Consider the following 23059-nt stretch of genomic DNA (forward strand, 5'->3'; position numbering starts at 1 on the left):
TTATTTGATGTATGATGAAGCTACTCCTTCAATTGTTAGTGGAGTAGGTAGATATGAATGTTCGAGATAAAACACCTTTAAAGTCTCTTCAAGTTTTAGCTACAGGATTGGGTACGGCGTTGGTTGCCATTTCAACTCCTCTATTGGCTCAAGAGACACCATCGATAAAAATAGATGGCTCTAGTACCGTCTATCCCATTACCAAGAAAATAGTTGAAGACTATCAAGCTAGTCAAAACAAACCCGTAAATATTGAGATTGAATTTTCTGGTACGGGCGGTGGTTTTGATAAATTTTGTAACGGAGAAACTCAGATTAACAATGCTTCCCGTCCCATTCAAGTTGATGAGATGGAAGCCTGCCGAGAAGCGGGGGTAGCATACATAGAATTGCCCGTGGCTTTTGATGCGCTGAGTGTGGTTGTCAACCCAGCTAATGATTGGGTCGATACCCTTACCACCGAAGAATTAGCCAAGATTTGGTCACCTGAAGCTGAGGGAAAAATTACTAAGTGGAATCAGGTAAGACCGAGTTTCCCCGACCGCCCGCTTAATCTGTATGCTCCTGGTAAAGATTCGGGAACTTTTGATTATTTTACTGAAGCCATTGTCGGAGAAGTAGGGGCTAGTCGTAGCGACGTTACTAGCAGTGAAGATGATGACGTTCTAGTAGAAGGGGTAAGCCAAGACCCCAACGCCCTTGGTTACTTTGGCTTATCTTACTACGAGCAAAAAGCTAACGAGATGAAAGCTCTGGCGATCGATAGTGGTGATGGAGCAGTTTTACCCTCAGTAGAAACCGTCGAGCAAGCGCAATATCAACCTCTAGCACGTCCTTTATTTATTTACGTTAACGCTGCTGCTGCCAGAGAAAATCAAGCGTTGGTTAGGTTTACAGACTAATTGCCGTTCCTTTATTTCTACAAACCAACTTAATCTTCCTAATTACTTATGTTGCAGGTTTAAAACTGGGACTGGATTACGAAGATGCAGCCCCCGCAGCCCTAATTGGGGCGAGCAACCATTTTGAAGTAGCGATCGCCACAGCGGTAATTTTATTCGGTCTTAATTCTGGTGCAGCTTTAGCCACAGTAGTGGGTGTACTGATTGAAGTACCAGTAATGTTGATGCTGGTGGAATTTTGTAAGCGTACTGCTAATTGGTTTCCCCGACATCCTGAAAAAGCGACCTTACTCGACCCTCGTTGTGTGAGTCCCTATAGATAAATAGCGAATTTACAGTCCGAACATAATTTTCATAAATCAGAATGACCAGTTTCGACCACCCCCCTAGAATTTTATTTTTATATGGCTCATTGAGAGAGCGTTCCTATAGTCGCCTTGTCGCCGAAGAAGCAGCTCGAATTATTACCAATATGGGAGCGGAAGTTAAATTCTTTCATCCCCATGAATTACCACTCAGAGGACAGGTTGAAGAAACTCATCCCAAAGTACAGGAATTGAGGGAGTTAAGCCAATGGTCGGAAGGTCAGGTGTGGTCTTCTCCTGAAATGCACGGCAATGTGACGGGCATTCTTAAAAATCAAATCGACTGGATACCCTTAACTATTGGCTCGGTAAGACCGACTCAGGGTAAAACCCTCGCGGTGATGCAGGTTAGCGGTGGTTCGCAGTCTTTTAATGCCGTTAACACCCTGCGGATATTGGGACGATGGATGCGGATGTTTACCATTCCCAATCAATCCTCGGTAGCCAAAGCCTATCAGGAATTCAACGAAGATGGGACGATGAAAGATTCTCCCTATCGAGACAGAGTAGTAGATGTAATGGAGGAACTCTATAAATTTACCCTGCTGCTGCGGGATAAAGTTGATTATCTAACCGACCGCCACAGCGAACGTAAAGCCAGAGAAGAAGCTAACAGCAAATCATAAACAGTCGTTCGAGATGGCTACACCTAGACAAAATGAAAAATGCGCTCGCTCTCGCTCGAAACAACACCGAAGCTCAAAAAATCCAGTATGAATCGTACTTTTAGTTATGGGCGAGAAGCCATCAGCGAATTTATCGGCACTTTTATCCTGGTTTTTGCGGGTCCTGGGGCGGTGATGGTCAATACCATTAGCGATGGGAGCCTAACTCACTTAGGGGTTAGTTTCGTCTTTGGCGCGGTAGTGGCTGCGGTAATTTATGCTACGGGACACATTAGCGATGCTCATATCAATCCTGCGGTGACTATCGCTTTCTGGACGAGTGGATTTTTCGAGCGGCGCAAAGTGATACCTTATGTCGTGGCGCAATGTTTGGGGGCAATTGCTGCTTCGGGACTGCTATTGCTAACGCTAGGTAATGTCGCCAACTTGGGAGCAACTTTACCTCTAGAAGATAATTGGCTTCAATCCTTGATTATCGAAACTATCCTGACTTTTATCTTGATGTTTGTCATTTTTGGCTCTGGTTTAGACCGACGCGCCCCTGATGGTTTTGCTGGGTTGGCAATTGGCTTAACCGTAGGCTTGGAAGCAGCTTTCATGGGACCCATTACTGGGGCGAGTATGAATCCAGCGCGCGCTCTCGGTCCTGCTTTTGTCAGTGGTATTTGGCAACATCACTGGCTGTATTGGGTCGCACCGATTTTAGGAGCGCAATTAGCCGTAGTCGTCTACGGTGCTCTGTCAAATGGTTTTCACGATCTTAAATAAACTATCAAATCAAAAGCGAAAAAATCATGAAAAAAGTAATGTTCGTTTGTCGTCGTAATTCCTGCCGTTCCCAAATGGCAGAGGGTTGGGCAAAAACACTAGGAAAAGGCATGATTGAAGTGACCTCTTCGGGATTAGAAGCCAGTCGCGTTCACCCTACAGCGATCGAGGTAATGTCGGAAATTGGCATCGATACTAGTAACCAAACCTCCGACCCCTTAAGCGATTTTAATGCCCAAGATTACGATGCTGTTATTTCTATGTGTGGTTGTGGTACGGGCTTACCTCCTGAATGGGTCACACAAGAAATCTTTGAAGATTGGGAATTAGAAGACCCCGATGGCAAACCGATAGAGACGTTTCACCGTGTCAGGGATGAAATCAAAGAGCGAGTAACCAAACTAATCGACCAACTTAGTTAAAGTCTCAACCAATCTTAGTTTTCGACTGTAGTAGTTAAAGCTAAGAAAATGCTTTAAAGCATTTGATAACAGTTAATTCAACTTTAGATTTAAAATTGCTCGATCCAGTAGTGGGTAAAGCTCAAACCTGGGGCTTTATCTGTCAGCGTCAGTCAGCAAAAGGCTGGCTGATTCTTCCCCAACAGGCAAATCGAAGGTGGAAATTACAGCAAGATGAAGAGCGGTGGATTTTGTTAATGGGGGATGTCCCACAACTTCGTCTTCATACCGAAGAAGCGATCTTATTTTTAGAAGCTCGTCGTCTTGAGAACAGTTAGCGGAGAATATATATGTCAATCAAAGCAACCTATCCCGATTATGTTTGGTGGCTCATTCCAGACAAACTAGCAGGTATGTCTCGCCCTCCTTTGGAAGATTTACCCAAACTGTATCAAGCTGGTATGCGAGGCATTGTCTCGGTAATGGATGAACCTTCAGGAATTGAAGAATATGAAGCAACTGGATTTCAAGCTCTTTGGCTGCCAATCATAGGCGGAAAACCACCAACTGTAGAACAGGTAAAGGAGTTTATTAAGTTTACCGAACCATTAGTAGAAAATAATCTACCAGTAGTAGTTCATTGTACCAGTGGAAACCGTAGAACAGGAACGTTACTTGCTGCCTATCTGGTAGCTAAAGGAGAAGACTCAGAACATGCGCTCTCTTTAATTCAAAAAGCCCGTCCTACAGCCGAATTAAGAGATGCTCAAAGAGAATTTCTTTCTGCTCTTCCACAACTATTGGCGAAAACTTAAGGCTAGACAGAGATTAGAAAGTTTAGGGAAAAGACTTGGAGTTGAAGAAATAGTCTATTTAAACATCGGTATACTTCGACTTGCATAATACACCTTGGAGTTTTTTGAAACTTTACTTATATGCGTTTACCAGATAACTTAAAATCGACTGTCTCAAAATTTATAAGTTTATAGACACCTCAAAATCCCCTTAATATACTGTCTCTTAAATCATTTCTGATAAATTAGTAGACATCACCGTCTACTAATGGAAATAGTAGACAGTTTGTATGCGTCTTTTCAGCTATGGGCGGGTTGCGCTGAAAGTTAAAGCCGCTTGAGCCTTAGCGATAATTGCCGTGGTCGGTCGATTAGAGTTTTATCGGTCAGATAGGCGGTATAGAAGCCGAAGTGTTTCTTCCCTGCCCTGAGCCGCTCGACGGCGTTCTGATGTTCCGCCCAGCGTTTGAAGCCAGGAAAAGTAAGCCTGCGCGCATGGGGTGTTTCGATCTCCTGCGGCTCGAACAGATCGTACTGAATGACCGTATCGGCAGGTAGCAACCCTTCTAAAGCGTTGAGAAATTCTAATAGGTCGTCGGCATAACACGAGATGGTGCTGGCAAAGCAGTTCCAGAGGCGATGTACCGCTTTGATAGTCGGTAAGAGAATCTCTGTAAGTTTGGCTTTTCGGCTGCGATAGTTGACCAGACCGCGCAGCACCGAGGCGGTGTTTTTCAGGGTTTTAACAGCCCAATCCCGATGCAAAAACATCCCCAGTTCGTGGGTAGCAAAGCGGCGGGGCAACCTGTCTAGGAAACGGCGAATGTTTTCATCGAGAGCGACTGCTTGGTCGATAGAAAAAGAATTACTGTAATTATTCATGGTTATTTACTGGAGCGAATTAAACAAATATGTAGCGTTATTTGTATATTTGTATGGTAACAAATAGCCTAATTTTAGAATAGAAAAACAACAAAAATTCACATATAGTATTGTCTCAAAATATCAGTTCTATAGAGAATTGTTGAACTAATTATTATGCCTTTCGCTTCACAAGGCTATACAGTTTTTAGGAGATAATACCATGTTTGAAGTTTTTCTTTTCGTTATCGTTTATTCTTTTTTCTGCGCTTTGTTCATCCGTCCGAATCAGCCTGAATCTAAAGTATCAAAAATATATCCAGAACAGGTTTTTCAAATTATAGACGAAGTAGAAAGCCGTGAAGAAACTAGTGAGATATACGATCCTTGGAACGATAAAAATCTAGGATTATCGCTCGAAGAAAAATCAAAAGATATCAAAAGTTTGGTTATTGTATCACCAGAATTAAAGCAACCCTTACAACTATAAAAATGCACGAATATAAACTTTCAAAAATGCTTGCCCCCTGCGGCAGCTTCAAAAATAGACATCAGTAAATTGAAATTTTCACAACTCAAGAAATTAGCATCCAAGTTAAAGCAGTCGGGATATTTAAACGTAAAAATAACGGGGAAAGGAGTGACCAAAAAATCCCTGATGAAAACCGTCGAAGATATTCTGATAGCACAACCCGATGCAGCACGAGTTTTAACCTAAACCCCTATGTGGTAGGAGAAAAAATCCACATTTGAAGATAACGAAATCACCCTAGCTTTCGCGAGGCTGGGGTGATTTCTCTTACTGCTTCGTCTCTTACATCCCAGTGACGAGTTCCCACGCTTCTTTCTCCGTCGCATCGGCATAAATGAAAGCTAGCAATCGGATTATGCCTCAGCCTCTGCATAAGAACGCTTGAGGCGGCGCGCCGCAATCTTATTGAGTTGTGCTACTCCAGCTTCATAGCTGGCTACGGCAATAACCTGGCTTCTACCATGCCCCGAACGGTGGCTGCCCCAGGCTTTAGTCACCGTCCAGCTTCCAAACAGGTCTTGCTGTAGGCAGGCAGTATAGTGGCGGTTTTCCTTAATCCAGCGACGAGTTTTCCAGCGGTTGAGAGCGTACATTTTAATTTGGTCGAGAAAGATTGCCAAGATAGCGATGAACTTATCCCTATAGCTTTAAACATCAAGATTTGTGGCGGCGGCTGTGCGCCGTTAGGGAATTATGCGACCTATTTCTTACCCTGGAGAAGACGAAATAGCGGGAAAATCAAGGGAGCATAACGCCAGCCGCCGCGCCTCACCGAGAACTGACGAGCTAAACCGCCGCCATCCTCTGAAGAACGCAACCGCGATCGCCACCTAGGGCGATGAAGTAAATTAAGGGTGATAATCTGGGGTTTGTGAAACAGGTAGATCGCTATTTTCCAATTTTTGCAGCGTAATAGCGTAGCCCATCGCGTTGACGATCGTGTTTATCGTATCAAACCCAGGTTTCGCGTCTTCTGAAAGGGCTTTTTGAATGCCATTACGGGTGATGCCGCTTTCGTTTGCCAGCAGGGAAATGCCTTTGACACGGGCAATCATGCGTAAGGACGATAACAGCGCGGCGGTGCAGCCGTCTTTGGCGTATTCTTCAAAGGCGGTCGTCAGATAGCTATCAATCTCTTCTGGGCGATCGCGGTAATAGGCTTCATCAATCCGATCGAGGCTGCGATATTCTCTCTTTCTAGCCATTGTCCTTATAATCCTTCCAATATATTTTGGCGGCTTTGATGTCCTGCTTCTGACTGCTTTTGTCACCGCCACAGAGCAAAATTACGATATTTCCCTTGTCTTCTCCGAAGTAGACGCGGTAGCCAGAACCAAAAAACATTCTCAGTTCTAGAACCCCTTCGCCTACAGGCTGGCAATCGCCATATAAGCCACTTTCCAACCGTCTCAGACGTACCCTGATCCGTTCGGCGGTTTTCCGATCTTTCAGGCTTTCGAGCCACTTCGTAAACGGCTCATTTCCGTATTCATCAGCATACGCTAAAACGATTTTGGGCTGTATATCCTTAGCCATGATAGAACTTTACACCAAGCTATCATGTGCATACAACTATATGCAACTGATTTCGTCGTAATATCGTTTAGATAGTTAGTCGGCGGAGTAGCGGCTGCTGGCGTTATGCTCCTCTACTCGATAATAATCGCAAACATCTCCGATGAGGACTCAACGATCTTTGTTCGCATTCTCTTCTGTCAGCTTCTGAAGAAAAGCCCGCTGTTCGAGTTCGGCTTGTTTGAGTTCGTAGGCAGTATCGCGATGCGAAACCCGCTCCGATCGTTTCTTTTCTTCAGCAATCCGTTTGCGCTGTCAGATTGCCTTACTGCTTTCGGCAATAAACTCCTGGAGGTGTAGCTGGGCAATCTGACGTTCGAGTTCGGCTATCTCCTCTTTAGTCTGCCGTTCGGCTGCTTTTAATTCGTTGATTTCTTTCACTTCCCGCCAGGCATCCATCGCTCGTGTTCGATCCTCCCATTCAGGACGGAATTCCATATTTGCCGCCCTACCCTTCTTCGGTTCGGGTAAGCGATCTATACCCCGCTCGCTCAAGCTGCGGCAGTCTACTCGCTCCTCAATTCCCGCCCCCGCCAGAGCCTGATTGAGATACTGCTCCCACTGTTTTCTTTCCACCGCTAGCAGGTCGCCCGCCGCCTTCGTTCCCTTGTCTTTGCGGGTAAACTTGGGCTGCCACTGTGCCTCTTTAGTTTTGGCAAAACCGTCCTCTTCCAACCGCCGCATGGTTATCAGAACGTGGGCGTGGGGATTGTGCGACCCATCGCCGACAAAATTGTGGTAGCTGATATCCGCCACCATTCCCCTAGCGACGTACTGCTCGCGGATAAATTGACGCGTTACCTCCCGTCGTGCTTGGGCATCAAGTTGGGTGGGAAAAGAGAGAATTACCTCTCGTGCTAGCTGGGAATCTTTCCGCCGTTCTGCCGCCTCGATGCGGTTGTGCAACTGCTGGCGGTCGTAGACCCATTCTGGAGCACCGTTGGGGGCGACGATCTCGGTAGCAAACAGACGTTCTTGAAATCGCTGTCGCTGACAGTAGCGGGTTTCCCCGTACCGTTCGTCCTGGAGATTTTCCGCCGCTAGATAGGCAGCATAGCCCACCAGGGTATTACCCTTACTGCGGGACAGAATTCGTGCCGACAAGCGATAAAAAGCCTCCCCCGCCACTGGTACCAACTCTCCCCCTACATGGGTTCTCCAAGGGGTGTCCCCTTGGGCGCGGTCGCCGCAGGCGTGTTGCTGGCAACATATAACCGCGCTTCCCCAAACTTGCGTTAGGGGAAGGCTAAGGCTGAGAGGTTATTATTTGTTTAAAAATAAACCAAATTGTGATATTGTCAATCGGGGATTGGAGGTAAGGAAAATGCCCGAAAGTGCCGCGTCGAAACTAGACCGCTACAAACAGAAAATCGACGAGCTACAGCGCAAAGCCAAGGAGCAGGAAAGGCTCCTCCGCGAACGGGAACGCAAACGTCGCTCGACGATGCTGGTGGCATACGGCTTATTGGTCATGGAGCAGCTCAAGAACGGGGAGCTATCGGAGACTGTTCTCAAAGCCAAGTTAGACCCCATACTCACCCAGAATTCACACCGCCTAGCAGTGGGACTGCCAGCGAGAAAAAGTAGCACCGAACGAGTATCTACCGCTCCCGCACCCACCAAAGAAATCGTCCGCACTACTACTGCCAAATCCCCTTCCCTACTCGCCAGGAAATGCGTTTTACTCCCATTACCGACAGCGAGTTAGTCGGGCAATCGGTCTGAAGAAAGCCGCTAAACCATGAGTCGCAAGCAGAATCTGAAGTACGGCGTTCCTTCTCCAGCTTACGCCCAGAAAGAAGCAATTCGGTTCATGCGCTGGCTGGTGACCGCTCCAGAGGAACAGGTAACTCTGGGTTTGTTACTCAACCGCCTCAAACAGCTCAATCCCTTTATCTTTGAATCGGTACTCTTGGAGTGCTGTAAGAACTATGGCTACTGCATCCAGTCCGAAAACAAATTTACCAAAGATGGTGGCGTAGACGGTAAATTTTCCTACCAGGGTAGATTCTACGTGATTCAGGCAAAGCTGTATAAGGGCGATGTCTGTGTCGAACACATTCCCATGTTCCAAAATGCCGTAGGCTGGCAGCAAGCGAGTCGGGGGTTCTTTTTCCATACTGGCAGAGCCTCGGAGGAATTTTGGGATGCGGTTCGCCGTGCCGATAGGGTAACGGTAATATCGGGACAGCGGCTAGTGGACTTTCTCCTGGGAAGTAATCCCCTATTCAAGCCGCAAACATAATCGCCAATTTTTAATCGTTGCCTTCAAAAGCTTCGAGCAGCTCTGGAGGAAGTGGGTCGTCAAAATCATCGGGGACGACAAAACGCCCTTCATCTATTCCAGGGACACGCGGAGCTAAATCTTTAGTAGGTGTAGTTACTCCCTCAGCGGTGGAAAAGGATATTTTTAGTTGAATATCGCGATCTGCAATTCCCGTAGGAATGTCGAGATGTACGATTCCTTCAGTGTTGGTATGGGCTTGGATGTGAATTTCTCGCTCTGCCATAATAGCCAATCTTATCTCAGAACTTTATATTTCCTCAACTAGCTTTCAAAGCCAGGCTTATCGTGTAAAAAAGCTAACAGCTACACATTGATTACAACGAGCTACCGAGTTTTTCGAGCAATGATATAAACATGATTTTCTGGATATTGGTCGTATTCGAGGTGAAGACAGGTACAGTGGTGCTCGTGCAAAATCTTGAGAAAACTATTTACCCCTAGGGTACTGTATTCAAAGTCCTGACCCTGAAATGTTCCAAAAACCTTACCTTCTCTAGATCCCCCGCCACAGGTAAACATCAGTACGCCTTCGGGTTCTAAAGCATCGCATAACTTTTTGGTTACGGGTTCTTGCCTATCCAGCGGCAGGTGAAACGTGCTGTCCCAAGCCACAATCAGGCTGTAGAACTGATGAGGATTCCAACAGCAGATATCTTGTCTGTAGAAAGCGATCTGAGGATGCAGTTGTCGGGCAAAAACGATCATCTCCTGAGAAATATCCAGCCCTTCGACCTGAAAACCATGTTGGCTGAGGAGTTTAATAAAACGTCCGCTGCTGCCACAGCCGACATCGAGAGCTAATTGTTGCCGACAAGTAAACCCAATCGCCCGCTCTAACTGCGCGATACCATAAAGGGAATCTCGATGCTGCTTCTGCCACCAGCAAGCGAGGCAATCGTATCGGAGGGCCGTATCCTCTGGATGCATGTCGCTCTCTGCCTAACGCTCTAATTCTTCAAGCTTTAAGAGGATCTTACCAGACTATAACCAATACAGAGTAAAGCTTTAAAGAAGATTTGGTTATCTGGTTTTTACCCAAGATTAGACTCTTTTTTAAGAGCTGAAAACCCGACCCTAACCAAGCTAAGGCAGTTGAAAACTCCAACGAGCCGACCTATGGTCGGCAAAAAAAGGTCGGTCGTGATGAACGATAAAGCAGTATGGGTCAGGGGTAAAGACCTCGAAGGCAACCAGCGTACCCTGGAGAAAACCCATCCCTACCAGCTAGAACTATTCCAATATCTCTTACCTGATAGGGAACGCTATTCCAATACGGTAGAACTCTACGACGCGATTCCCCGCTACTTCGCCTCGACCAAAAAAATGGCCGAGATGCGGGAAAATGGCAAATTCCTCAAAACCCTCCGCCGAGAATTCCGCTTTCGGAATGATACCTACCAACTGGAAATTCGACCCGCCCGAATCACCCAAAAGAACGGTGTAGATATCGAATACTACCCCTCAGAGCGAGAACAGTTCGTCGAAGAAGCCCTCTGGAAAATTGCCCACGACAACATGCGGGGCTGCTACCTCGATAAGCTGGTGTCGGTTAGGTTTACCCTCTACGAACTACGGCAAGAGCTAGCCAGAAGAGGACACAGTATCGAACACCAAGCACTGCTCGATGCCCTCTCGATCCTCAACCGCTGCGGACTGACTCTCCGCAACGAATCGGGAAAGGCAGTTTTCAATTCGCCAATTTTCCCCCAACTGCTCATCAGCAGCCGAGCGGATTGGTTGGAAAATCCCAAAGAAGCAAAATGCTACGTCCAGTTCAACATGCTGGCGACCAAGAGCCTCAAGGAACTGAGCTACCGCCTGTTCGACTACGCTAGGTTTATGAGCCTCAAATTGATTCTGGCACGGTGGTTGTTCAAACGGCTGTCCCATAATTTCGTTCAGGCGCGGGCTGGAGTTCACTACACCATCAAAGCCTCGACCATCATTCGCTATAGTGGCTTGGTCGAGCGTGATGGCTTTCGCTTTCAGTTGAGAGGCATCGACAAAGCCTTAGAAATTCTCAAACAAGAGCGAATACTGTACGAGATTAAGAAGAAGCGAATCGACGACCCCCTCGATAAGCGCAAAATCCAGGACGTAATCTACGAACTTATTCCCACCTACGAGTTCTCGCAACAGACGATTATCGCTAACAAACGGGTTCGACTGCTGGAAGAACGTGCCGAGGCAACGGGCAAAACTCAGATAACCTGGAGCGAGCAAAAACCATTACTGGTGGTTGTAGATTAAAAATCGCCATCTGCACCAGCCTAAATCTGACTGACAAAATAGGTAATGAGCAGACACACATCCTAACGGGAAAAGAGATTAGTGGTGGGATAATTAAACCATATAAGTGAGAGAAAATGAATAAAAGTTTAACCAATAGGTCACGGGCAGGTACGGTAATAGGTCATTAGCAGACACGGAGCGTTCTTCTTGTCTCCCAGATGACCCAATTTTCGAGTTATCCACAGGCAAAATAGGTCATGGACAGACACGGAAGATGTCATTAGCGGACACGCATCGCTCAACAATAGGTCATGGGCAGACACATATCCTTTCAAAATATGTCATTAACAAACACGGATTTCTCAAAATAACTCATTAGCAGACACAGATATATCGCCAAAATGCCAGGAATTCTGCGGCGTTAAGAGCTATTTTGGCTCCCTATCCATTTAATCAAATATTTAACCAGAAAAATCTCGGCAGAAATCAAGCAAAGCGATGAAAGAGCGCGTTTCTCCAAACCAACAAAAATGTGTGAGAATGTGTGAGAAGTTCATCGGCTAGAGTTATTCGGTTACGAATAGAAAAGCAGTATTTTAGATGATTCGGATTAAAGGAATCGTTAAAACAGCCAATCGAGTAAGAAGCAAATTACAACAGGGAGTTCATCCCGACGAAGTCGATTCTCTAAAAGAATTTGTCTTCGATTCTCTACGAACCATCGATAAGCTCTGTAAGGAAGCTAAAACTTCATCCAGTAAACTTCCCGTGCGTTCGCGTCGAGCCTATGATTATCTCAAGAATATAGATTGGCAGAATTTACCTCAAACCAACCAAAAACAGAAAGAACCAGCTAAAAGTTCTAATTCTAATCTGCGAATTAAAAACTTAGTCAAACAACAAAAAAATCTTCAGCAACAGATAAGAGAGCTGCAACCAAACTACAAAGTCACTCAACTAGAGTCGCTCCGCAAAGCCTTGAGCGACCGTACTCAAGAAGTCGAACGCATTTGTCAACAAGAGGGGGTTACTCCTGCTGCCTTGACCGCTCCTTCCCGCAAAGCTTATGCCTGGATGAAGTTTCTCACCGATGAAAATTATCTCGGCCTCCACCTAGAAACTGTCGGGAAAATCAAAAAACTAGCCGCTCAAACTCTTAAAGCTCGTCAGCTGGAGCTCTCAGAACTTCAAATAGACATTACTAACTACAATGGCTTGTATAAATATAAACAGAATCGCCAAGGAAATATCGAACTACAACTGAGCGAAGGATTTATTCAAGCTGAAGATGAGATTTTACAAGCAATTATCGCTCTGGTCTTAGTAGGCAGCAATCTCCAAGATAAACAATTAATTTGTAGCTTTGCATCGTCCGAAGAATATCGCGATCTTATTCTCGAATTAGATCTTATAGCCGACCTCGATGCAGAGAGAGCTCAAGGAAGTTGTTACGATTTAGAAACCCTATTCTCTCGGCTCAATCAAGAGTACTTTGCAGGAGAGTTGGCCAAGCCACGCCTAACCTGGAATAAAACTTGACTCAGCGTAAATTAGGACATTACGAGCCTTTAAGGGATAGGGTAGTGATGAGTCGTACATTAGACAATCCTCAGATACCGCAGATTGTCGTGGAATTAGTTTTATATCACGAACTACTGCACAAACATCATGGACTTAAATGGATAAACGGAAAGTGTATGGCACACACTCCCGAATTTCGTCGTAACGAAAGAAAATTTAAATACTATCAAGAGGCCCAACAGTGGCTAGACCAATCGTTTGTAATTCCCATGTAGCCAAACTCAGTTAATTACCGAGTTGCGGGGTTATCGGCCTTAAAAACAGGGGAGATATAAGCTGAGTTAATAATAAGAACTATGACTCAATCAATAATTCAGAATTTAATTAATAGTATCTTGAAAGAAGTAAACATAGAGTAATATCCAGAAATATTCTAAATATCGTCCCAATCAGGAATGATAATCTGAATAATTCTTAATATTATTTCTACTAAGTTTAATAGATGAAAAATTCTCGATATTATGACCTATAAGGTGGATATCAAGAAAGTTTTGTCTAATAAATAGTTAGCTGAACGCTAGCTGGGCTTAAGCCATTAATAATAGTGTGCAAGAGATAGAAGAAAATTAGCAAATAATTTCTTGAAATCTATTGTAAATCTGGAGGTAACTTCAAAGATGTCTATGTCGCCTGTTGATGCCACGCAATACTATCCGTCCTATGTAAATCCTAACCCTTCTATTTCAACTGAACAGTTTCGATATATCCAAGAATCTTGGAAAACGATCCGTGCTGGTGACTATGCTCTGTTTAGGGAACAGACTCTAGTTTCAGATCCAGTAGGCTTTTGGGGATTACAATTTTACGACGTACTCTTTGAAATCGAACCTGCACTAAAACCATTATTCAGGAACAAGTTTCAACAAGGCAAAATGCTAACTGAGATGGTTGATGCTGCCTTGAGCTTATTACCGGGTACATTCGATGAGCTTCTGGAGGAAGAACGTCTGGAGATCGATCCGAAACTCATTCCAGTTCTACAAGATTTAGCAGAACGTCATGTTCAATATCAGACGAAAGCTAAACACTATAGTCCAGTAGGGCTAGCTATTGTTACAACTTTTGAAAGAATGCTCGGAGAGCGGTTTGATGATAATACCAAAGCAGCATGGGTAGAGCTTTGGTCATTAATGTGTTCAGTAATGATCCCTTCCCATATTAGACAAGCACAACAGATGGGAGTAGAGATTTGAGTGCGATCTCCAATCTCGTAGATTGGGTTGACGGAAGAAACTCAACAATTTCTTACTCGTTCACTTCCATTACTTCAATGATCGACAGCTCACCTTTACGTGCACCGGACGAACTGGCAACTTTTACTTCGTTTCAATGCTTCTACCGCCGGTGACACTCGCCATTATTATGAATGGTTTATCTTATTCTTACTGCCAATAAACTCACATTGGAAAGCAGGTCATGACAGCAGAAATAGAAATTCGACAACTTACCCCCGACCACATCCCGCTGATGAGGGCTTTACTGACGGTTTTCGGCCAGGTGTTCAATGACTTGCCTACCTATACTGCGAGCTCGCCGAGTGAGGGTTACCTGCGAAAACTGCTTGGGGGCGATTCGTTTATTGCGTTGACCGCCTTGAAGAAGGGCAACGTTATCGGTGGTCTCGCCGCATACGAACTGAGTAAGTTTGAACAAGAGCGCAGCGAAATCTACATTTATGATCTTGCAGTGGCATTGGCTTGCCGACGTCAGGGAATTGCTACAGCGTTGATTGACAAGCTGAAAGTGATTGCTGCTGAGCGCGGAGCTTATGTGATATTTGTTCAGGCTGACACCGGCATTGAGGACGAACCTGCGATCGCGTTGTACACAAAGCTAGGACGGCGTGAAGAAGTGCTGCACTTCGACATTAAAATCAATGGTGAGAGTGACGCTGCATAAAAACTGGTCGTATCGTACGCCGCCTCGCACAGCCGCTGACACAGGGCGTTACACTGATTATACTAAATATTTCTAATTCCCATAATCTCACCACAGGGGAAAAATAGGAAAGCCGAAGTTAAGGGAGACTGAAAAACATCCAGCAGGGAACTGAGCGATTGCCTCAGTTGCTGCAAACGTTCTCCTTCATGTAAGCCAAATACCGCTTCTAAAATGATTTGCAAGGAGGCGATGAGACAGCAATCGAACAAAAAACAACGCCCGACGTCTAATTCGCTCGAGTAAATACCTAAAACTCTTATTCAACAATGCTTTAAGTAATAGTAGAGGGACTGGAAGAGCTTGGTGACGGGCTGGAACCGCTAGAGCGGCTGGTATTTACCATAGGAAAACGCCAAGAAGGTTTTCTCTATGGTGCGGTAGCAAAGAGTCCGCTGCGCCCTTCCCTTCACACAACGTTACAATTCACCCCTTTTCAAAGCGGTGTGGAGCGGTAGCAACCGCGCAGCGGATTGGTACGCAGAGACACCGCAACCCCCCCGGCGGTGCTGCCGGTGTTGTCCTGGACTGTCCAGGACGGACTCCCCCCGGTTCCCTTTTTTAGGGAAACCCCCTGTTTCTTCAGGCTAAGCATCTCGCTTAGCGCAGCGATGCGCTCTTTTTTAGTGCAAACCCCAAAAGCCACTAGCCGCTTTGCATGGATGCGCCGCATGGCGGGCGAAAAGCAGACATGCACGGATAGCTGGGGTTTTGGGGAAAGTGCCAAAAAATTGGTGACACAAACCTTCTATTTAGCCCAATATCCGTTATTTTTCAGCCTGGCAAAATTTATTTTTTTACCTAACTCTAAAATGAGGACAAACAAAAGACCTTAAAAAGGCTGCTCCTGTGCTTGTGCGACCTAAAAAATCTTATTTTTGAACAACCCCGAATTTTTCTAGAGCCCTCAACCTCTATTCAGCAATTCCAGAGATTGTCGATAAGTAAGTTGGTACTTGTCGAGCTTTTGTTGCCTGTTCAAAGGCATAGGCATAACTAAGTAGTTTAGGTTCTTGATAAGCGTTTGAATAAAAGGATAGCCCAATAGGAAGATTATGGATAAAGCCAGCCGGAACTGTGAGATGTGGGTAACCTGCCACAGCAGGTGGGGTCGAAGCCCCGCCTGGTTTAAGATTATCACCAACGACGACATCAATTGAGAAAGGTGGTGAACCTTCGGTCGGTGCAATAATGGCATCAAGTTTATGCTCGCGGAGAGCTTTGTCAATCCCATCTGTGCGACTGAGACGTCGAAGTTCACCAACCAATTCCTGATAGCGTCCATCGTTTAAATTTCCTTTCTCAGCAGCTAGCTCAAAAAACTCTTGTTGAAAAAATGGCATAACTTGCGCAGCGTGTTCTCGGTTAAATTGAATTAACTCATCTAGGGAACGAACACCAGCTTGAGGATGAGTAGCAAGATAATGATTAAGATTAGCTTTGATCCCATACAGAAACAATTCTAGTTCAAGTTGGCCAAAGAACGGCAAAATACTTGATTCGATAGGATCTACAATAGTTGCACCCAAATCGCGTAAAATCTCAATTGCTTTTTCGATAATGCCATCGCTGCCTTCATGTTGCCCGAAGCGTTCACGAGCAACACCGAGTCGTGCACCCTGTAGAGCATTAGGATCTAAGCATTTTCGATAATCAACAAATGTATAACCCTCACTTTCAGCTGTGACTGGGTCGTCTCGATCGAAGCCAGTCAAAAAATTTAATACAATAGCAATATCTTCAACACAGCGTGCCATTGGACCAGCAGTATCCTGTGTCGAAGCAACCCCAATAATTCCCGAGCGACTAATCAGTCCCACAGTTGGCTTAAGCCCAACCACCCCGTTACTTGAAGCCGGGCGAACAATTGAGCCATCTACCTCTGCTCCTATAGCAATAGTACATAAGTTCGCTGACACCGCCACTGCCGATCCCGAACTCGAGCCAAGAGGACTGCGATCTAACACGTAAGGATTCCGAGTTTGTCCCCCACGACTACTCCATCCACTGCAGGCGCGAGTTGAACGCATGTAGCCCCACTCGCTCATATTTGTTTTGCCAAGAATCACCGCACCTGCATTACGCAGCTTTTGAACGATAAAAGCGTCAAGCGGGGCACGATTATTGATTAATGCCAAGGAGCCGCCAGTAGTTACCATTCGATCGTTAGTATCAATGCTGTCTTTTAATAAAACTGGTATCCCATGCATCAACCCACGCATCTGTTTTTTCTTTCGTTCATCGTCAAGGGAAGCTGCAATTGCCAAAGCATCGGGATTAACTTCCACGACCGAGCGCAACTTAGGTCCGGCTGAGTCAAGACAAGCAATCCGCTCGAGAAATTCTTGACAAACCCCAACGACACTAAGAGTATCTTTCTTATAGGCTGTCTGTAATTGAGTTATGGAATACTCAGGAAAAGACATAATGGTGTTGCCATGACTCTAACTAAAACAAGTCTAGACTATCATTACCCTATCCTTTAGGCACACATCAGTTAACAAAAGAGAAAGGGGCGTTGGTGAATAGGGAATGCCAATCAAGAAATATGTAGGTGTTAATCAGGACTGGATACTACGAGTGCTGAAACGGGTTGCTGCTAACCTCGATCGACTATCAGGCAATTTATCTCCAACCTCGGAGGGTGAGATGGAAATAGATCCAGTTCTGGCTGGTGTGAAACGTCGGCATCGTCTCGCCGAACCAGAGCCAGAATTCTCATCCCTGAGTCAGCGCGAACAACGAGCTATCCTGAGAGAAAAGATGGGCTTGCCACCAATGTAAGATGAGGTGGGGCTTTAAGCTGTTTTGTCCACAAAAGTGGACGGCTTAGCGTTGTTTATGGTTCGGTTACTATCCAAAGGCCGTTTACCAGTTGCATCCAGTGCTCGAACGAAAAACTTGTGTTCGCCGTCCTGAAGCCGTTCATATCTCCTAGGGCTTCTGCAACTTTTCCAATCCTCTCCATCGAGCTTACATTCAATCCTCGCATTCGGACTGTCGGCGTGAAAAGTAAACGTCGCCGTCGTCTTGCGCGTGACTCTGCTAGGACCATCTGTTATTGATGCCAACGGTGGTGATGTAGGTTCTGAGTCTAGTTTTGGAGGACAAGCTTCAGAACGCAAACCTAAAATACATCTGACTTCTGGGGTTGCAAACGCTATGATTGCCACTAGTAGGCTCAATAGCCCAATAATTTCTGCCCACCCCCAATTTCCCCAATTTCCCCAATTCCTTTTAGGTAAACTCATCTATTTACAACCGTCAGCCTGATTCTTTCGCAAGAGAGATCGATACTTTCGGGGGGTTTCAAAGCAAACCCTTGTCCTTTCCTTCTTATTCTCTAACTCTGGAAAAAAAATATGAGAATCTTATGAAGAAGTAAAAAAAACGGTCAATTTAGTAATATTTATTAAGATTAACTAAAGTAATTTGAGGGCGCGTCTTCTGAATTTATTTCAGAAGCTCGTGTCTCCCTTTATCACTGGGGGGGTTTATTGTTACTAATCCAGAGTGCGATCGCTTCGACTAATTTTTGTAGTGTCTCTGGGGGTAAATTCTTGAGTTGTTCGGATATCTTGTCCGAATCACCGTTTAATTGCAGCACAAAAGAATTGCTTATGTAGTTGTAGTCTCCTAATACAACTGATAGAGGAGAGCCTAACTTTTGAGCTAGTGCCATTTTCTGTTCTTTTGATAGTTCTTCGACTATCCTGAGAACCTCCTCAAAGCTCATGGTTGCTATTTCGGGATGTTGATATCTTAACCACTCTCGTTGCTCCATAATTTACCAAGAATAATTTTCATTATTCCTTGATATCATCCAATTACTTTTTCTGCCATTCTACGTAAAAAAGCGAAAATTCTCACCAACTTAACTTTTTAAGGCTATAAGTAGACGAGCGGATGAAGCAGAGCTCTCTATTAGGCAATAGCTGTGAGTTGGTCGTTTTTATTAGTTTGCTTGCTATTTTTGTGATTTCCTAACCTGGCTGCGACGGCAAACATCAGCTTAGATAACTGTCTGTCGTCCATTAATCCGATCAAATCGGCTGGTTCGATGCTCTTCACTAAATCTTCGAGAAAAAATCAGCATTGTTTTCAGCTATCAAATTCCCAAAATATCTTTTTGCTCCTGGTGCTAACTTATCCAGTGTCTCAATCAATTCCCAAAAGCGATCGATTGGTGGGTTGCATTTACCCGTTCTGATGTCGCTGATATATCCTTTTCCACACCCAAAAGCATTTGATGACTCTGTTCCCTTGATTCCGTAACAGTCCATCGTTTGCTTAAAGTATTGGTTCAGCATATCGTTACAAAAATTAACTAAAAATTAGCCTCAGAGGATACTTTTTTAAAGTAATAGTACGTCTCTAGGGCTAATTGTTTTAGTCCGCAGACTAATAAAAAATAACGTGGTTTTATTATGACACAGACCAAGATCGACTGGAAGAGCAGATTACTTTTGATTGAAGAGTCTTTACAAGAGATTTATCGCTGCAATAGCCTATCAGCTCTAAACATAGACTCCAGCTTATCTGCAAAAAAAGTTAATTATTGGGAGGTGTAGGAAACTATGTTTATTCCCGTACCTCAACGAGTCAACAATAAGCTATCAGAGGAGTTTTATCCATTACAGAAAGAAGAGTTGATAGCACTGCGAAAAGCCAAGCTGATCAACAACGCAGCCTATGTTCACTTTGCCCTCAGAGCCGAGAATCCTTTTTGCGATCGCCCAGTTCAAATTGTTCCCAAAGAGTTCGCCCTCAGATGGCAGATCCCAGAGGTAAGTAAGTGTTTACAAAGCACTCGCCAAACTGAAAGAACTAAAAGTTTTAATTATCAAAACTGGAAAATTAGTCATCGACTGGGTGATCGACTCTGGCAATCGAGGCTCAAAGCCTGAAGCAGAGGAGGTTACAGAGCCAGTAACGGTCAATGAATTATCAAAACCGCAAGAAAATTATCAAATCGGAAAGAAAATTATCAAATCGGAGAAACAAGCGGACTGAAACCCTTGTCAGATATAGGTTCTAATCTCTCTCAGACTCTTCAGAATATAAAGATCCACCAGACCGAGGTGGTTGATAACAAAAATTTTTCTGAAGAAAAAACAGCCAAAAAAGTAGTACATGAATCAGTACAACAAGCCGAACCAATAAGCGAGGAAGAAGATTTAGCTACAGAATCTGAAACAGAAGAAACAACTCCCCCAGCTGTAGTACAAAAAGTTTCTAAAATAATACCTCTTAGTAATAATGAGGTCGCGTTAAAATCCCCGTCTGGTGACGACCGTTCGGCAGCTAATTGCTCGCAACCTAAAGAAATACCCGAGGACTTAAAAGAGAAGCTGCGGGAGTTAAATATCCCTCTAGATAAGAAGGTCTTAAAGGCGATCGCACTTCTAAGAAGTCTCGTTACATTCCCAAGCGGTTAGTAGCACGGGTGGAGAGGATGGAGTCGGAAAAAGCACCAGTGAGGGAAATTTTGGTAGTGTTAGGAGTGAAGGGGTAAATCGGAATCTTATTTAATTCAAGTTGGCAAGATTGGTGAGGTGAAATTGTATGGAGCAGCAAAAGGGTGAAATAACAATTATCTCGGATGAACAAGCTCCATTAGCAGGAACAACTACGCCACCAAGACGAGGAAAGTGGTACGACAGGATCTGTCAATAAGTTTGTGTCAAAGAAAGTTAAAGTGGAAGCCGTCCTTCAAACTCGATGGCAAATCGATTTAAAGCAGCTTTCCAATCCCGTAAAGGTCTAGTCCATCTCTGAGATAAGTTATTAATCGCAAGATAAATAACTTTGAGCGCAGCTTCATCTGTTGGAAAAATCCGATGATTCTTCAACACTTTTCTAAGAGTCATATTCATCGACTCGATCGCATTAGTGGTGTAAATAATGCGACGGATTTCTGGAGGAAACTGGAAAAACGGAATCACGTGCTGCCAGTGAGCCAGCCAAGACCTACTAATTGGGGCATAAGTGGAGTCCCACTTGTCAGCAAAAGTGGGACACTAGCTAAAACCGTTTGTCTTCTCTTTAAGCGATCGCAATGTATTTTATTTGCAAATCCAAACCCCATGATTTATATGGGTTATAGCCCCTACCGACCAAAATTTCTCCATTGCTAAACAAGGGCGAGGTATGCCGACGATTTCGTCATTTTCCATGAAAATTTGACTACTCTCAAGGTCTGTCAAAATGTCATAAGTGAATGGTTATCCCACTACGACCTTGAATTAAAACCAAGCAAAACCCATATTGTTCATACCCTCAATGGACTGGAAAAACACAAACCAGGATTCGATTTCCTGGGGTGAAACTAGCGAAGCTGTCACCAGGGGCAATCTAGCCTAAAACCCTTGCCCCATATACACTTCATCATTGAAATTAAGCAGCAATTTGAATTGGTAGCCTTTCATCAAGATTCAAACGGAAAGTTCCATACGGATTTACATGACTCCAAATTAGTGGTGTCAATGCTCTCAAATCATCGGGTTTCATTATCTTCATCCACTCTGGTTCGGACAGCACATCCTGAATCATTAGGGTGTTCACATATACCAAACATGACTGTAATAGGTGCAAAGATAAAACGGCTACCTCTTGGTCTTCCATGCGATTAGTCGCTATTTCCTTACCTTTGCCAAAAAAGATAAATCCATTGGCATTATTCCAACTCTCCACAACATTCAACGACTCATTGACTTCCCGACGCAGTGCTTCTGAATGCAGATATTTACAAAGGAAAATGGTTTTGATGACTTTTCCTAGTTCAGCCAAAGCACGATAGGTTGGATGACTCAAATTTGAACGGGTAAACCGTTTGAGTATAGCTTCTGTTTCTGCTGTACCTAGTCTCAAAGCCGTCGCATATTTAATCATTTGGTCGTACTGTTGGCGAATCAAATCCCAATTAATTGAGCGAGTCAGAATTGGTTTTAAATTAGGATAAGCATTACTTTGACCAGTGTGGGGAAGATATAGTTTTTGTTTGTGAATCGCTTTGAGTCGGGGCATCAGATTAAAGCCCAACAGATGCGTGAAGGCAAAAGCGACTTCAGACTGTCCGTGACTATCAACATAATTCTTCTCCACCTTCATATTGGTGCAGTGACGCAGTAAACCTTCAATCATTGCTGCCACCTCACTACTCGAACAAGTTTTTAATTGAGAATAAATACAAGCCGAATTCTTATCGACGTGCCAATAAATCATAACTCCTCGACCACCATAGCGGATGTGCCATTCAGTCATTAGATTCTGATCCGAAGCACCAAACTTTTTCGAGTCACTGGCACAGGTAGTCGTGCCTTCTCCCCATATCTGTGGCAGTTTAGCTGCAAAGGTAGCGTTCACAATCTCAGCAATGGCATTTCTTAACTGTGATTTATGAATAAATTTGCGTCTGACATAGAGCAAATCTTGATATTTTTCGCCTAAATCACCCAAGCTTAAACGTTTGATGCCTGTATTCGTCCCCAAGCCATAGAGGTCAATTAGCAGACGTTTCTGTAATACTTTGGGGTTAAGATTTTCTCTACTAGATACGCTTCTGAAATGTTTGGTAAAGTTGATTCCTAAATCGGTTTCCTTGAGCATATCTAGCAAGCTAGTCATTGACCACCTTTGCTCGATTTCTTTCTTGAGACGTTTTAGATTTAAGGGTTCGGGTAAAGCAGCAAAAGGAGATAATTTAATCCAGCCGTTATTTTTGATAAGAATCTTAACTGGATCGTTTTTGGGCATCCCTCGATTTAGTTTTGCCAAGCCATCTGTCATTTGTTGCTGAAGATTGCTGATGAATGCTTCGACATCTTCTGGCTGTTGGAGTGCTTGATAATAGGCTTCTTTTTGCTGCTCAAAGTCAGTGGGCAAGTCTTCTTCAGGGTTACGATAGCGATTTGCTCCGACTACCCAAATTTCTTTACACCTCAATCCATCTCGTAGAGCCTGAAGCACTGCTAGTTCGTAGTTGATACGGTTGATTTTAACGCTGCCATCATCTTTGGTTTCTAAAATCAGTTCTGATAAACTAGCTTCGATGATACCGTCGGTTGGGACATTTTCCGTTTCATCGTAATATCTTTCCCGACTACCAATGTACTTTTTCAGTAGCTCTAAGGCTTCAATGACGGGTTGGTGTATCTCATTGTTGGAGCGAAATTCTAAAAGATTTAGTAGAAAGGGC

Annotated in this window: 32 protein-coding genes and 4 pseudogenes; 22 read left to right on the plus strand and 14 right to left on the minus strand. The window is 44.4% G+C overall.

The annotated features are described in order from the left end of the window. Window positions 1-53 precede the first annotated feature (53 nt). The 7 genes and pseudogenes from ACLFKQ_RS23610 to ACLFKQ_RS23640 form a co-directional block, all read left to right on the plus strand. A pseudogene (locus ACLFKQ_RS23610) lies at window positions 54-899 on the plus strand (PstS family phosphate ABC transporter substrate-binding protein); the annotation flags it as partial. Next, window positions 899-1225: pseudogene (locus ACLFKQ_RS23615) on the plus strand (arsenic resistance protein); the annotation flags it as partial. The pseudogenes ACLFKQ_RS23610 and ACLFKQ_RS23615, both read left to right, overlap by 1 nt. 41 nt (window positions 1226-1266) lie before the next feature. Then, complete coding sequence (arsH, locus tag ACLFKQ_RS23620) at window positions 1267-1893, plus strand: arsenical resistance protein ArsH (RefSeq protein ID WP_449002142.1); 627 nt, start codon at window positions 1267-1269, stop codon at window positions 1891-1893. An 87-nt stretch (window positions 1894-1980) separates the two neighbouring features. Further along, a complete protein-coding gene (locus ACLFKQ_RS23625) occupies window positions 1981-2661 on the plus strand; it encodes an MIP/aquaporin family protein (protein ID WP_449002143.1) in 681 nt (226 codons plus the stop codon). A 26-nt stretch (window positions 2662-2687) separates the two neighbouring features. After that, complete coding sequence (arsC, locus tag ACLFKQ_RS23630) at window positions 2688-3083, plus strand: arsenate reductase, glutathione/glutaredoxin type (protein WP_449002144.1); 396 nt, start codon at window positions 2688-2690, stop codon at window positions 3081-3083. Window positions 3084-3145: 62 nt separating this feature from the next. Then, entirely contained in the window at window positions 3146-3400 is a 255-nt protein-coding gene (locus ACLFKQ_RS23635) for a hypothetical protein (protein WP_449002145.1), read from the plus strand. A gap of 12 nt (window positions 3401-3412) precedes the next feature. Then, the gene (locus tag ACLFKQ_RS23640; protein WP_449002146.1) at window positions 3413-3877 is read left to right on the plus strand and encodes a phosphatase domain-containing protein; all 465 of its coding nucleotides are present in this window, start codon (window positions 3413-3415) and stop codon (window positions 3875-3877) included. Window positions 3878-4183: 306 nt separating this feature from the next. Here ACLFKQ_RS23640 and ACLFKQ_RS23645 read toward each other — a convergent pair whose 3' ends face one another. Further along, complete coding sequence (locus ACLFKQ_RS23645; protein ID WP_449002147.1) at window positions 4184-4738, minus strand: hypothetical protein; 555 nt, start codon at window positions 4736-4738, stop codon at window positions 4184-4186. Window positions 4739-4940: 202 nt separating this feature from the next. Here ACLFKQ_RS23645 and ACLFKQ_RS23650 point away from each other — a divergent pair, with 202 nt between their 5' ends. Beyond that, window positions 4941-5207, plus strand: a complete 267-nt coding sequence (locus ACLFKQ_RS23650; RefSeq protein ID WP_449002148.1) for a hypothetical protein — start codon at window positions 4941-4943, stop codon at window positions 5205-5207. A 69-nt stretch (window positions 5208-5276) separates the two neighbouring features. Continuing rightward, window positions 5277-5435: a hypothetical protein gene (locus tag ACLFKQ_RS23655; protein WP_449002149.1), complete on the plus strand. Its 159-nt coding sequence runs from the start codon at window positions 5277-5279 to the stop codon at window positions 5433-5435. Between the two features lie 167 nt (window positions 5436-5602). On the opposite strand, the gene ACLFKQ_RS23660 is transcribed toward ACLFKQ_RS23655, so the two are convergent. Next, entirely contained in the window at window positions 5603-5869 is a 267-nt protein-coding gene (locus tag ACLFKQ_RS23660; protein WP_449002150.1) for a WGR domain-containing protein, read from the minus strand. A gap of 73 nt (window positions 5870-5942) precedes the next feature. Here ACLFKQ_RS23660 and ACLFKQ_RS23665 point away from each other — a divergent pair, with 73 nt between their 5' ends. Next, the gene (locus tag ACLFKQ_RS23665) at window positions 5943-6083 is read left to right on the plus strand and encodes a hypothetical protein (protein WP_449002151.1); all 141 of its coding nucleotides are present in this window, start codon (window positions 5943-5945) and stop codon (window positions 6081-6083) included. Between the two features lie 14 nt (window positions 6084-6097). Here ACLFKQ_RS23665 and ACLFKQ_RS23670 read toward each other — a convergent pair whose 3' ends face one another. From ACLFKQ_RS23670 to ACLFKQ_RS23680, 3 genes are all read right to left on the minus strand, one after another. After that, window positions 6098-6454, minus strand: a complete 357-nt coding sequence (locus tag ACLFKQ_RS23670) for an addiction module antidote protein (RefSeq protein WP_449002152.1) — start codon at window positions 6452-6454, stop codon at window positions 6098-6100. Next, window positions 6447-6785, minus strand: coding sequence for a type II toxin-antitoxin system RelE/ParE family toxin (locus ACLFKQ_RS23675; RefSeq protein WP_449002153.1), 339 nt, complete (start codon window positions 6783-6785; stop codon window positions 6447-6449). The genes ACLFKQ_RS23670 and ACLFKQ_RS23675 overlap by 8 nt, the downstream gene beginning before the upstream one ends. 294 nt (window positions 6786-7079) lie before the next feature. Then, entirely contained in the window at window positions 7080-7952 is an 873-nt protein-coding gene (locus ACLFKQ_RS23680; protein ID WP_449002154.1) for a MobA/MobL family protein, read from the minus strand. Between the two features lie 196 nt (window positions 7953-8148). On the opposite strand from ACLFKQ_RS23680, the gene ACLFKQ_RS23685 reads away from it, so the two are divergent. Together ACLFKQ_RS23685 and ACLFKQ_RS23690 are read left to right on the plus strand one after the other, a co-directional pair. Next, window positions 8149-8532 (plus strand): hypothetical protein, encoded by a 384-nt coding sequence (locus tag ACLFKQ_RS23685; RefSeq protein WP_449002155.1) that lies wholly within the window; start codon window positions 8149-8151, stop codon window positions 8530-8532. Between the two features lie 33 nt (window positions 8533-8565). Then, window positions 8566-9069 (plus strand): restriction endonuclease, encoded by a 504-nt coding sequence (locus tag ACLFKQ_RS23690; RefSeq protein ID WP_449002156.1) that lies wholly within the window; start codon window positions 8566-8568, stop codon window positions 9067-9069. Window positions 9070-9079: 10 nt separating this feature from the next. Here ACLFKQ_RS23690 and ACLFKQ_RS23695 read toward each other — a convergent pair whose 3' ends face one another. Together ACLFKQ_RS23695 and ACLFKQ_RS23700 are read right to left on the minus strand one after the other, a co-directional pair. Continuing rightward, entirely contained in the window at window positions 9080-9334 is a 255-nt protein-coding gene (locus tag ACLFKQ_RS23695; protein WP_449002157.1) for a hypothetical protein, read from the minus strand. 101 nt (window positions 9335-9435) lie between these two features. Further along, on the minus strand, window positions 9436-10038 hold the full coding sequence (locus ACLFKQ_RS23700; protein WP_449002158.1) for a class I SAM-dependent methyltransferase: 603 nt from the start codon (window positions 10036-10038) through the stop codon (window positions 9436-9438). Between the two features lie 216 nt (window positions 10039-10254). On the opposite strand from ACLFKQ_RS23700, the gene ACLFKQ_RS23705 reads away from it, so the two are divergent. From ACLFKQ_RS23705 to ACLFKQ_RS23725, 5 genes are all read left to right on the plus strand, one after another. Continuing rightward, complete coding sequence (locus ACLFKQ_RS23705; RefSeq protein ID WP_449002159.1) at window positions 10255-11361, plus strand: hypothetical protein; 1107 nt, start codon at window positions 10255-10257, stop codon at window positions 11359-11361. A gap of 582 nt (window positions 11362-11943) precedes the next feature. Then, window positions 11944-12882, plus strand: coding sequence for a topoisomerase II (locus ACLFKQ_RS23710; protein ID WP_449002160.1), 939 nt, complete (start codon window positions 11944-11946; stop codon window positions 12880-12882). Then, on the plus strand, window positions 12879-13139 hold the full coding sequence (locus ACLFKQ_RS23715) for a hypothetical protein (protein WP_449002161.1): 261 nt from the start codon (window positions 12879-12881) through the stop codon (window positions 13137-13139). Before ACLFKQ_RS23710 ends, ACLFKQ_RS23715 begins: the two co-directional genes overlap by 4 nt. 366 nt (window positions 13140-13505) lie before the next feature. After that, entirely contained in the window at window positions 13506-14117 is a 612-nt protein-coding gene (locus ACLFKQ_RS23720) for a globin domain-containing protein (protein ID WP_449002162.1), read from the plus strand. A gap of 223 nt (window positions 14118-14340) precedes the next feature. Beyond that, a complete protein-coding gene (locus ACLFKQ_RS23725; RefSeq protein ID WP_449002163.1) occupies window positions 14341-14823 on the plus strand; it encodes an AAC(3)-I family aminoglycoside N-acetyltransferase in 483 nt (160 codons plus the stop codon). 62 nt (window positions 14824-14885) lie between these two features. Here the strand turns inward: ACLFKQ_RS23725 and ACLFKQ_RS23730 are convergent, their stop codons facing one another. Together ACLFKQ_RS23730 and ACLFKQ_RS23735 are read right to left on the minus strand one after the other, a co-directional pair. Further along, window positions 14886-15047, minus strand: coding sequence for a hypothetical protein (locus ACLFKQ_RS23730; protein ID WP_449002164.1), 162 nt, complete (start codon window positions 15045-15047; stop codon window positions 14886-14888). Window positions 15048-15776: 729 nt separating this feature from the next. Further along, window positions 15777-17288, minus strand: a complete 1512-nt coding sequence (locus tag ACLFKQ_RS23735) for an amidase (protein WP_449002165.1) — start codon at window positions 17286-17288, stop codon at window positions 15777-15779. 106 nt (window positions 17289-17394) lie between these two features. Here ACLFKQ_RS23735 and ACLFKQ_RS23740 point away from each other — a divergent pair, with 106 nt between their 5' ends. After that, complete coding sequence (locus ACLFKQ_RS23740; protein WP_449002166.1) at window positions 17395-17646, plus strand: hypothetical protein; 252 nt, start codon at window positions 17395-17397, stop codon at window positions 17644-17646. A 252-nt stretch (window positions 17647-17898) separates the two neighbouring features. Continuing rightward, entirely contained in the window at window positions 17899-18135 is a 237-nt protein-coding gene (locus ACLFKQ_RS23745; RefSeq protein ID WP_449002167.1) for a hypothetical protein, read from the plus strand. 208 nt (window positions 18136-18343) lie between these two features. Here ACLFKQ_RS23745 and ACLFKQ_RS23750 read toward each other — a convergent pair whose 3' ends face one another. The 3 genes from ACLFKQ_RS23750 to ACLFKQ_RS23760 form a co-directional block, all read right to left on the minus strand. Next, window positions 18344-18646, minus strand: coding sequence for a hypothetical protein (locus ACLFKQ_RS23750; RefSeq protein WP_449002168.1), 303 nt, complete (start codon window positions 18644-18646; stop codon window positions 18344-18346). Between the two features lie 140 nt (window positions 18647-18786). Further along, window positions 18787-18933 carry a hypothetical protein gene (locus tag ACLFKQ_RS23755; protein ID WP_449002169.1) on the minus strand — a complete coding sequence of 49 codons (147 nt, stop codon included), beginning with the start codon at window positions 18931-18933 and terminating at the stop codon, window positions 18787-18789. Then, window positions 18933-19172 (minus strand): hypothetical protein, encoded by a 240-nt coding sequence (locus tag ACLFKQ_RS23760; RefSeq protein ID WP_449002170.1) that lies wholly within the window; start codon window positions 19170-19172, stop codon window positions 18933-18935. The genes ACLFKQ_RS23755 and ACLFKQ_RS23760 overlap by 1 nt, the downstream gene beginning before the upstream one ends. A gap of 267 nt (window positions 19173-19439) precedes the next feature. Between ACLFKQ_RS23760 and ACLFKQ_RS23765 the strand changes: the two genes are divergently transcribed. Both ACLFKQ_RS23765 and ACLFKQ_RS23770 read left to right on the plus strand, forming a co-directional pair. Beyond that, window positions 19440-19769: a hypothetical protein gene (locus tag ACLFKQ_RS23765; RefSeq protein ID WP_449002171.1), complete on the plus strand. Its 330-nt coding sequence runs from the start codon at window positions 19440-19442 to the stop codon at window positions 19767-19769. Window positions 19770-19880: 111 nt separating this feature from the next. Continuing rightward, window positions 19881-20300, plus strand: coding sequence for a hypothetical protein (locus ACLFKQ_RS23770; protein WP_449002172.1), 420 nt, complete (start codon window positions 19881-19883; stop codon window positions 20298-20300). Window positions 20301-20555: 255 nt separating this feature from the next. Here ACLFKQ_RS23770 and ACLFKQ_RS23775 read toward each other — a convergent pair. Continuing rightward, window positions 20556-20873: pseudogene (locus ACLFKQ_RS23775) on the minus strand (transposase); the annotation flags it as partial. A gap of 144 nt (window positions 20874-21017) precedes the next feature. Between ACLFKQ_RS23775 and ACLFKQ_RS23780 the strand changes: the two are divergent. Continuing rightward, a pseudogene (locus tag ACLFKQ_RS23780) lies at window positions 21018-21188 on the plus strand (reverse transcriptase domain-containing protein); the annotation flags it as partial. Between the two features lie 70 nt (window positions 21189-21258). Here the strand turns inward: ACLFKQ_RS23780 and ACLFKQ_RS23785 are convergent. After that, a partial coding sequence (locus tag ACLFKQ_RS23785; protein ID WP_449002173.1) for a Tn3 family transposase occupies window positions 21259-23059 on the minus strand: 1801 nt, incomplete at its 5' end.

It is taken from the genome of Myxosarcina sp. GI1(2024) (assembly GCF_053543375.1).

Bases quoted from the DNA above. Each gene is read 5' to 3' on its own strand.
- ACLFKQ_RS23625 (WP_449002143.1), top strand. From the start codon at position 1,981: ATGAATCGTACTTTTAGTTATGGGCGAGAAGCCATCAGCGAATTTATC.
- ACLFKQ_RS23750 (WP_449002168.1), bottom strand. From the start codon at position 18,646: ATGGAGCAACGAGAGTGGTTAAGATATCAACATCCCGAAATAGCAACC.
- ACLFKQ_RS23685 (WP_449002155.1), top strand. From the start codon at position 8,149: ATGCCCGAAAGTGCCGCGTCGAAACTAGACCGCTACAAACAGAAAATC.
- ACLFKQ_RS23735 (WP_449002165.1), bottom strand. From the start codon at position 17,288: ATGTCTTTTCCTGAGTATTCCATAACTCAATTACAGACAGCCTATAAG.
- ACLFKQ_RS23725 (WP_449002163.1), top strand. From the start codon at position 14,341: ATGACAGCAGAAATAGAAATTCGACAACTTACCCCCGACCACATCCCG.
- ACLFKQ_RS23695 (WP_449002157.1), bottom strand. From the start codon at position 9,334: ATGGCAGAGCGAGAAATTCACATCCAAGCCCATACCAACACTGAAGGA.
- ACLFKQ_RS23640 (WP_449002146.1), top strand. From the start codon at position 3,413: ATGTCAATCAAAGCAACCTATCCCGATTATGTTTGGTGGCTCATTCCA.
- arsC (WP_449002144.1), top strand. From the start codon at position 2,688: ATGAAAAAAGTAATGTTCGTTTGTCGTCGTAATTCCTGCCGTTCCCAA.
- ACLFKQ_RS23710 (WP_449002160.1), top strand. From the start codon at position 11,944: ATGATTCGGATTAAAGGAATCGTTAAAACAGCCAATCGAGTAAGAAGC.
- ACLFKQ_RS23760 (WP_449002170.1), bottom strand. From the start codon at position 19,172: ATGCTGAACCAATACTTTAAGCAAACGATGGACTGTTACGGAATCAAG.
- ACLFKQ_RS23665 (WP_449002151.1), top strand. From the start codon at position 5,943: ATGCGACCTATTTCTTACCCTGGAGAAGACGAAATAGCGGGAAAATCA.
- ACLFKQ_RS23705 (WP_449002159.1), top strand. From the start codon at position 10,255: ATGAACGATAAAGCAGTATGGGTCAGGGGTAAAGACCTCGAAGGCAAC.
- ACLFKQ_RS23700 (WP_449002158.1), bottom strand. From the start codon at position 10,038: ATGCATCCAGAGGATACGGCCCTCCGATACGATTGCCTCGCTTGCTGG.
- ACLFKQ_RS23670 (WP_449002152.1), bottom strand. From the start codon at position 6,454: ATGGCTAGAAAGAGAGAATATCGCAGCCTCGATCGGATTGATGAAGCC.
- ACLFKQ_RS23765 (WP_449002171.1), top strand. From the start codon at position 19,440: ATGTTTATTCCCGTACCTCAACGAGTCAACAATAAGCTATCAGAGGAG.
- ACLFKQ_RS23690 (WP_449002156.1), top strand. From the start codon at position 8,566: ATGAGTCGCAAGCAGAATCTGAAGTACGGCGTTCCTTCTCCAGCTTAC.
- ACLFKQ_RS23645 (WP_449002147.1), bottom strand. From the start codon at position 4,738: ATGAATAATTACAGTAATTCTTTTTCTATCGACCAAGCAGTCGCTCTC.
- ACLFKQ_RS23650 (WP_449002148.1), top strand. From the start codon at position 4,941: ATGTTTGAAGTTTTTCTTTTCGTTATCGTTTATTCTTTTTTCTGCGCT.
- ACLFKQ_RS23740 (WP_449002166.1), top strand. From the start codon at position 17,395: ATGCCAATCAAGAAATATGTAGGTGTTAATCAGGACTGGATACTACGA.
- ACLFKQ_RS23675 (WP_449002153.1), bottom strand. From the start codon at position 6,785: ATGGCTAAGGATATACAGCCCAAAATCGTTTTAGCGTATGCTGATGAA.
- arsH (WP_449002142.1), top strand. From the start codon at position 1,267: ATGACCAGTTTCGACCACCCCCCTAGAATTTTATTTTTATATGGCTCA.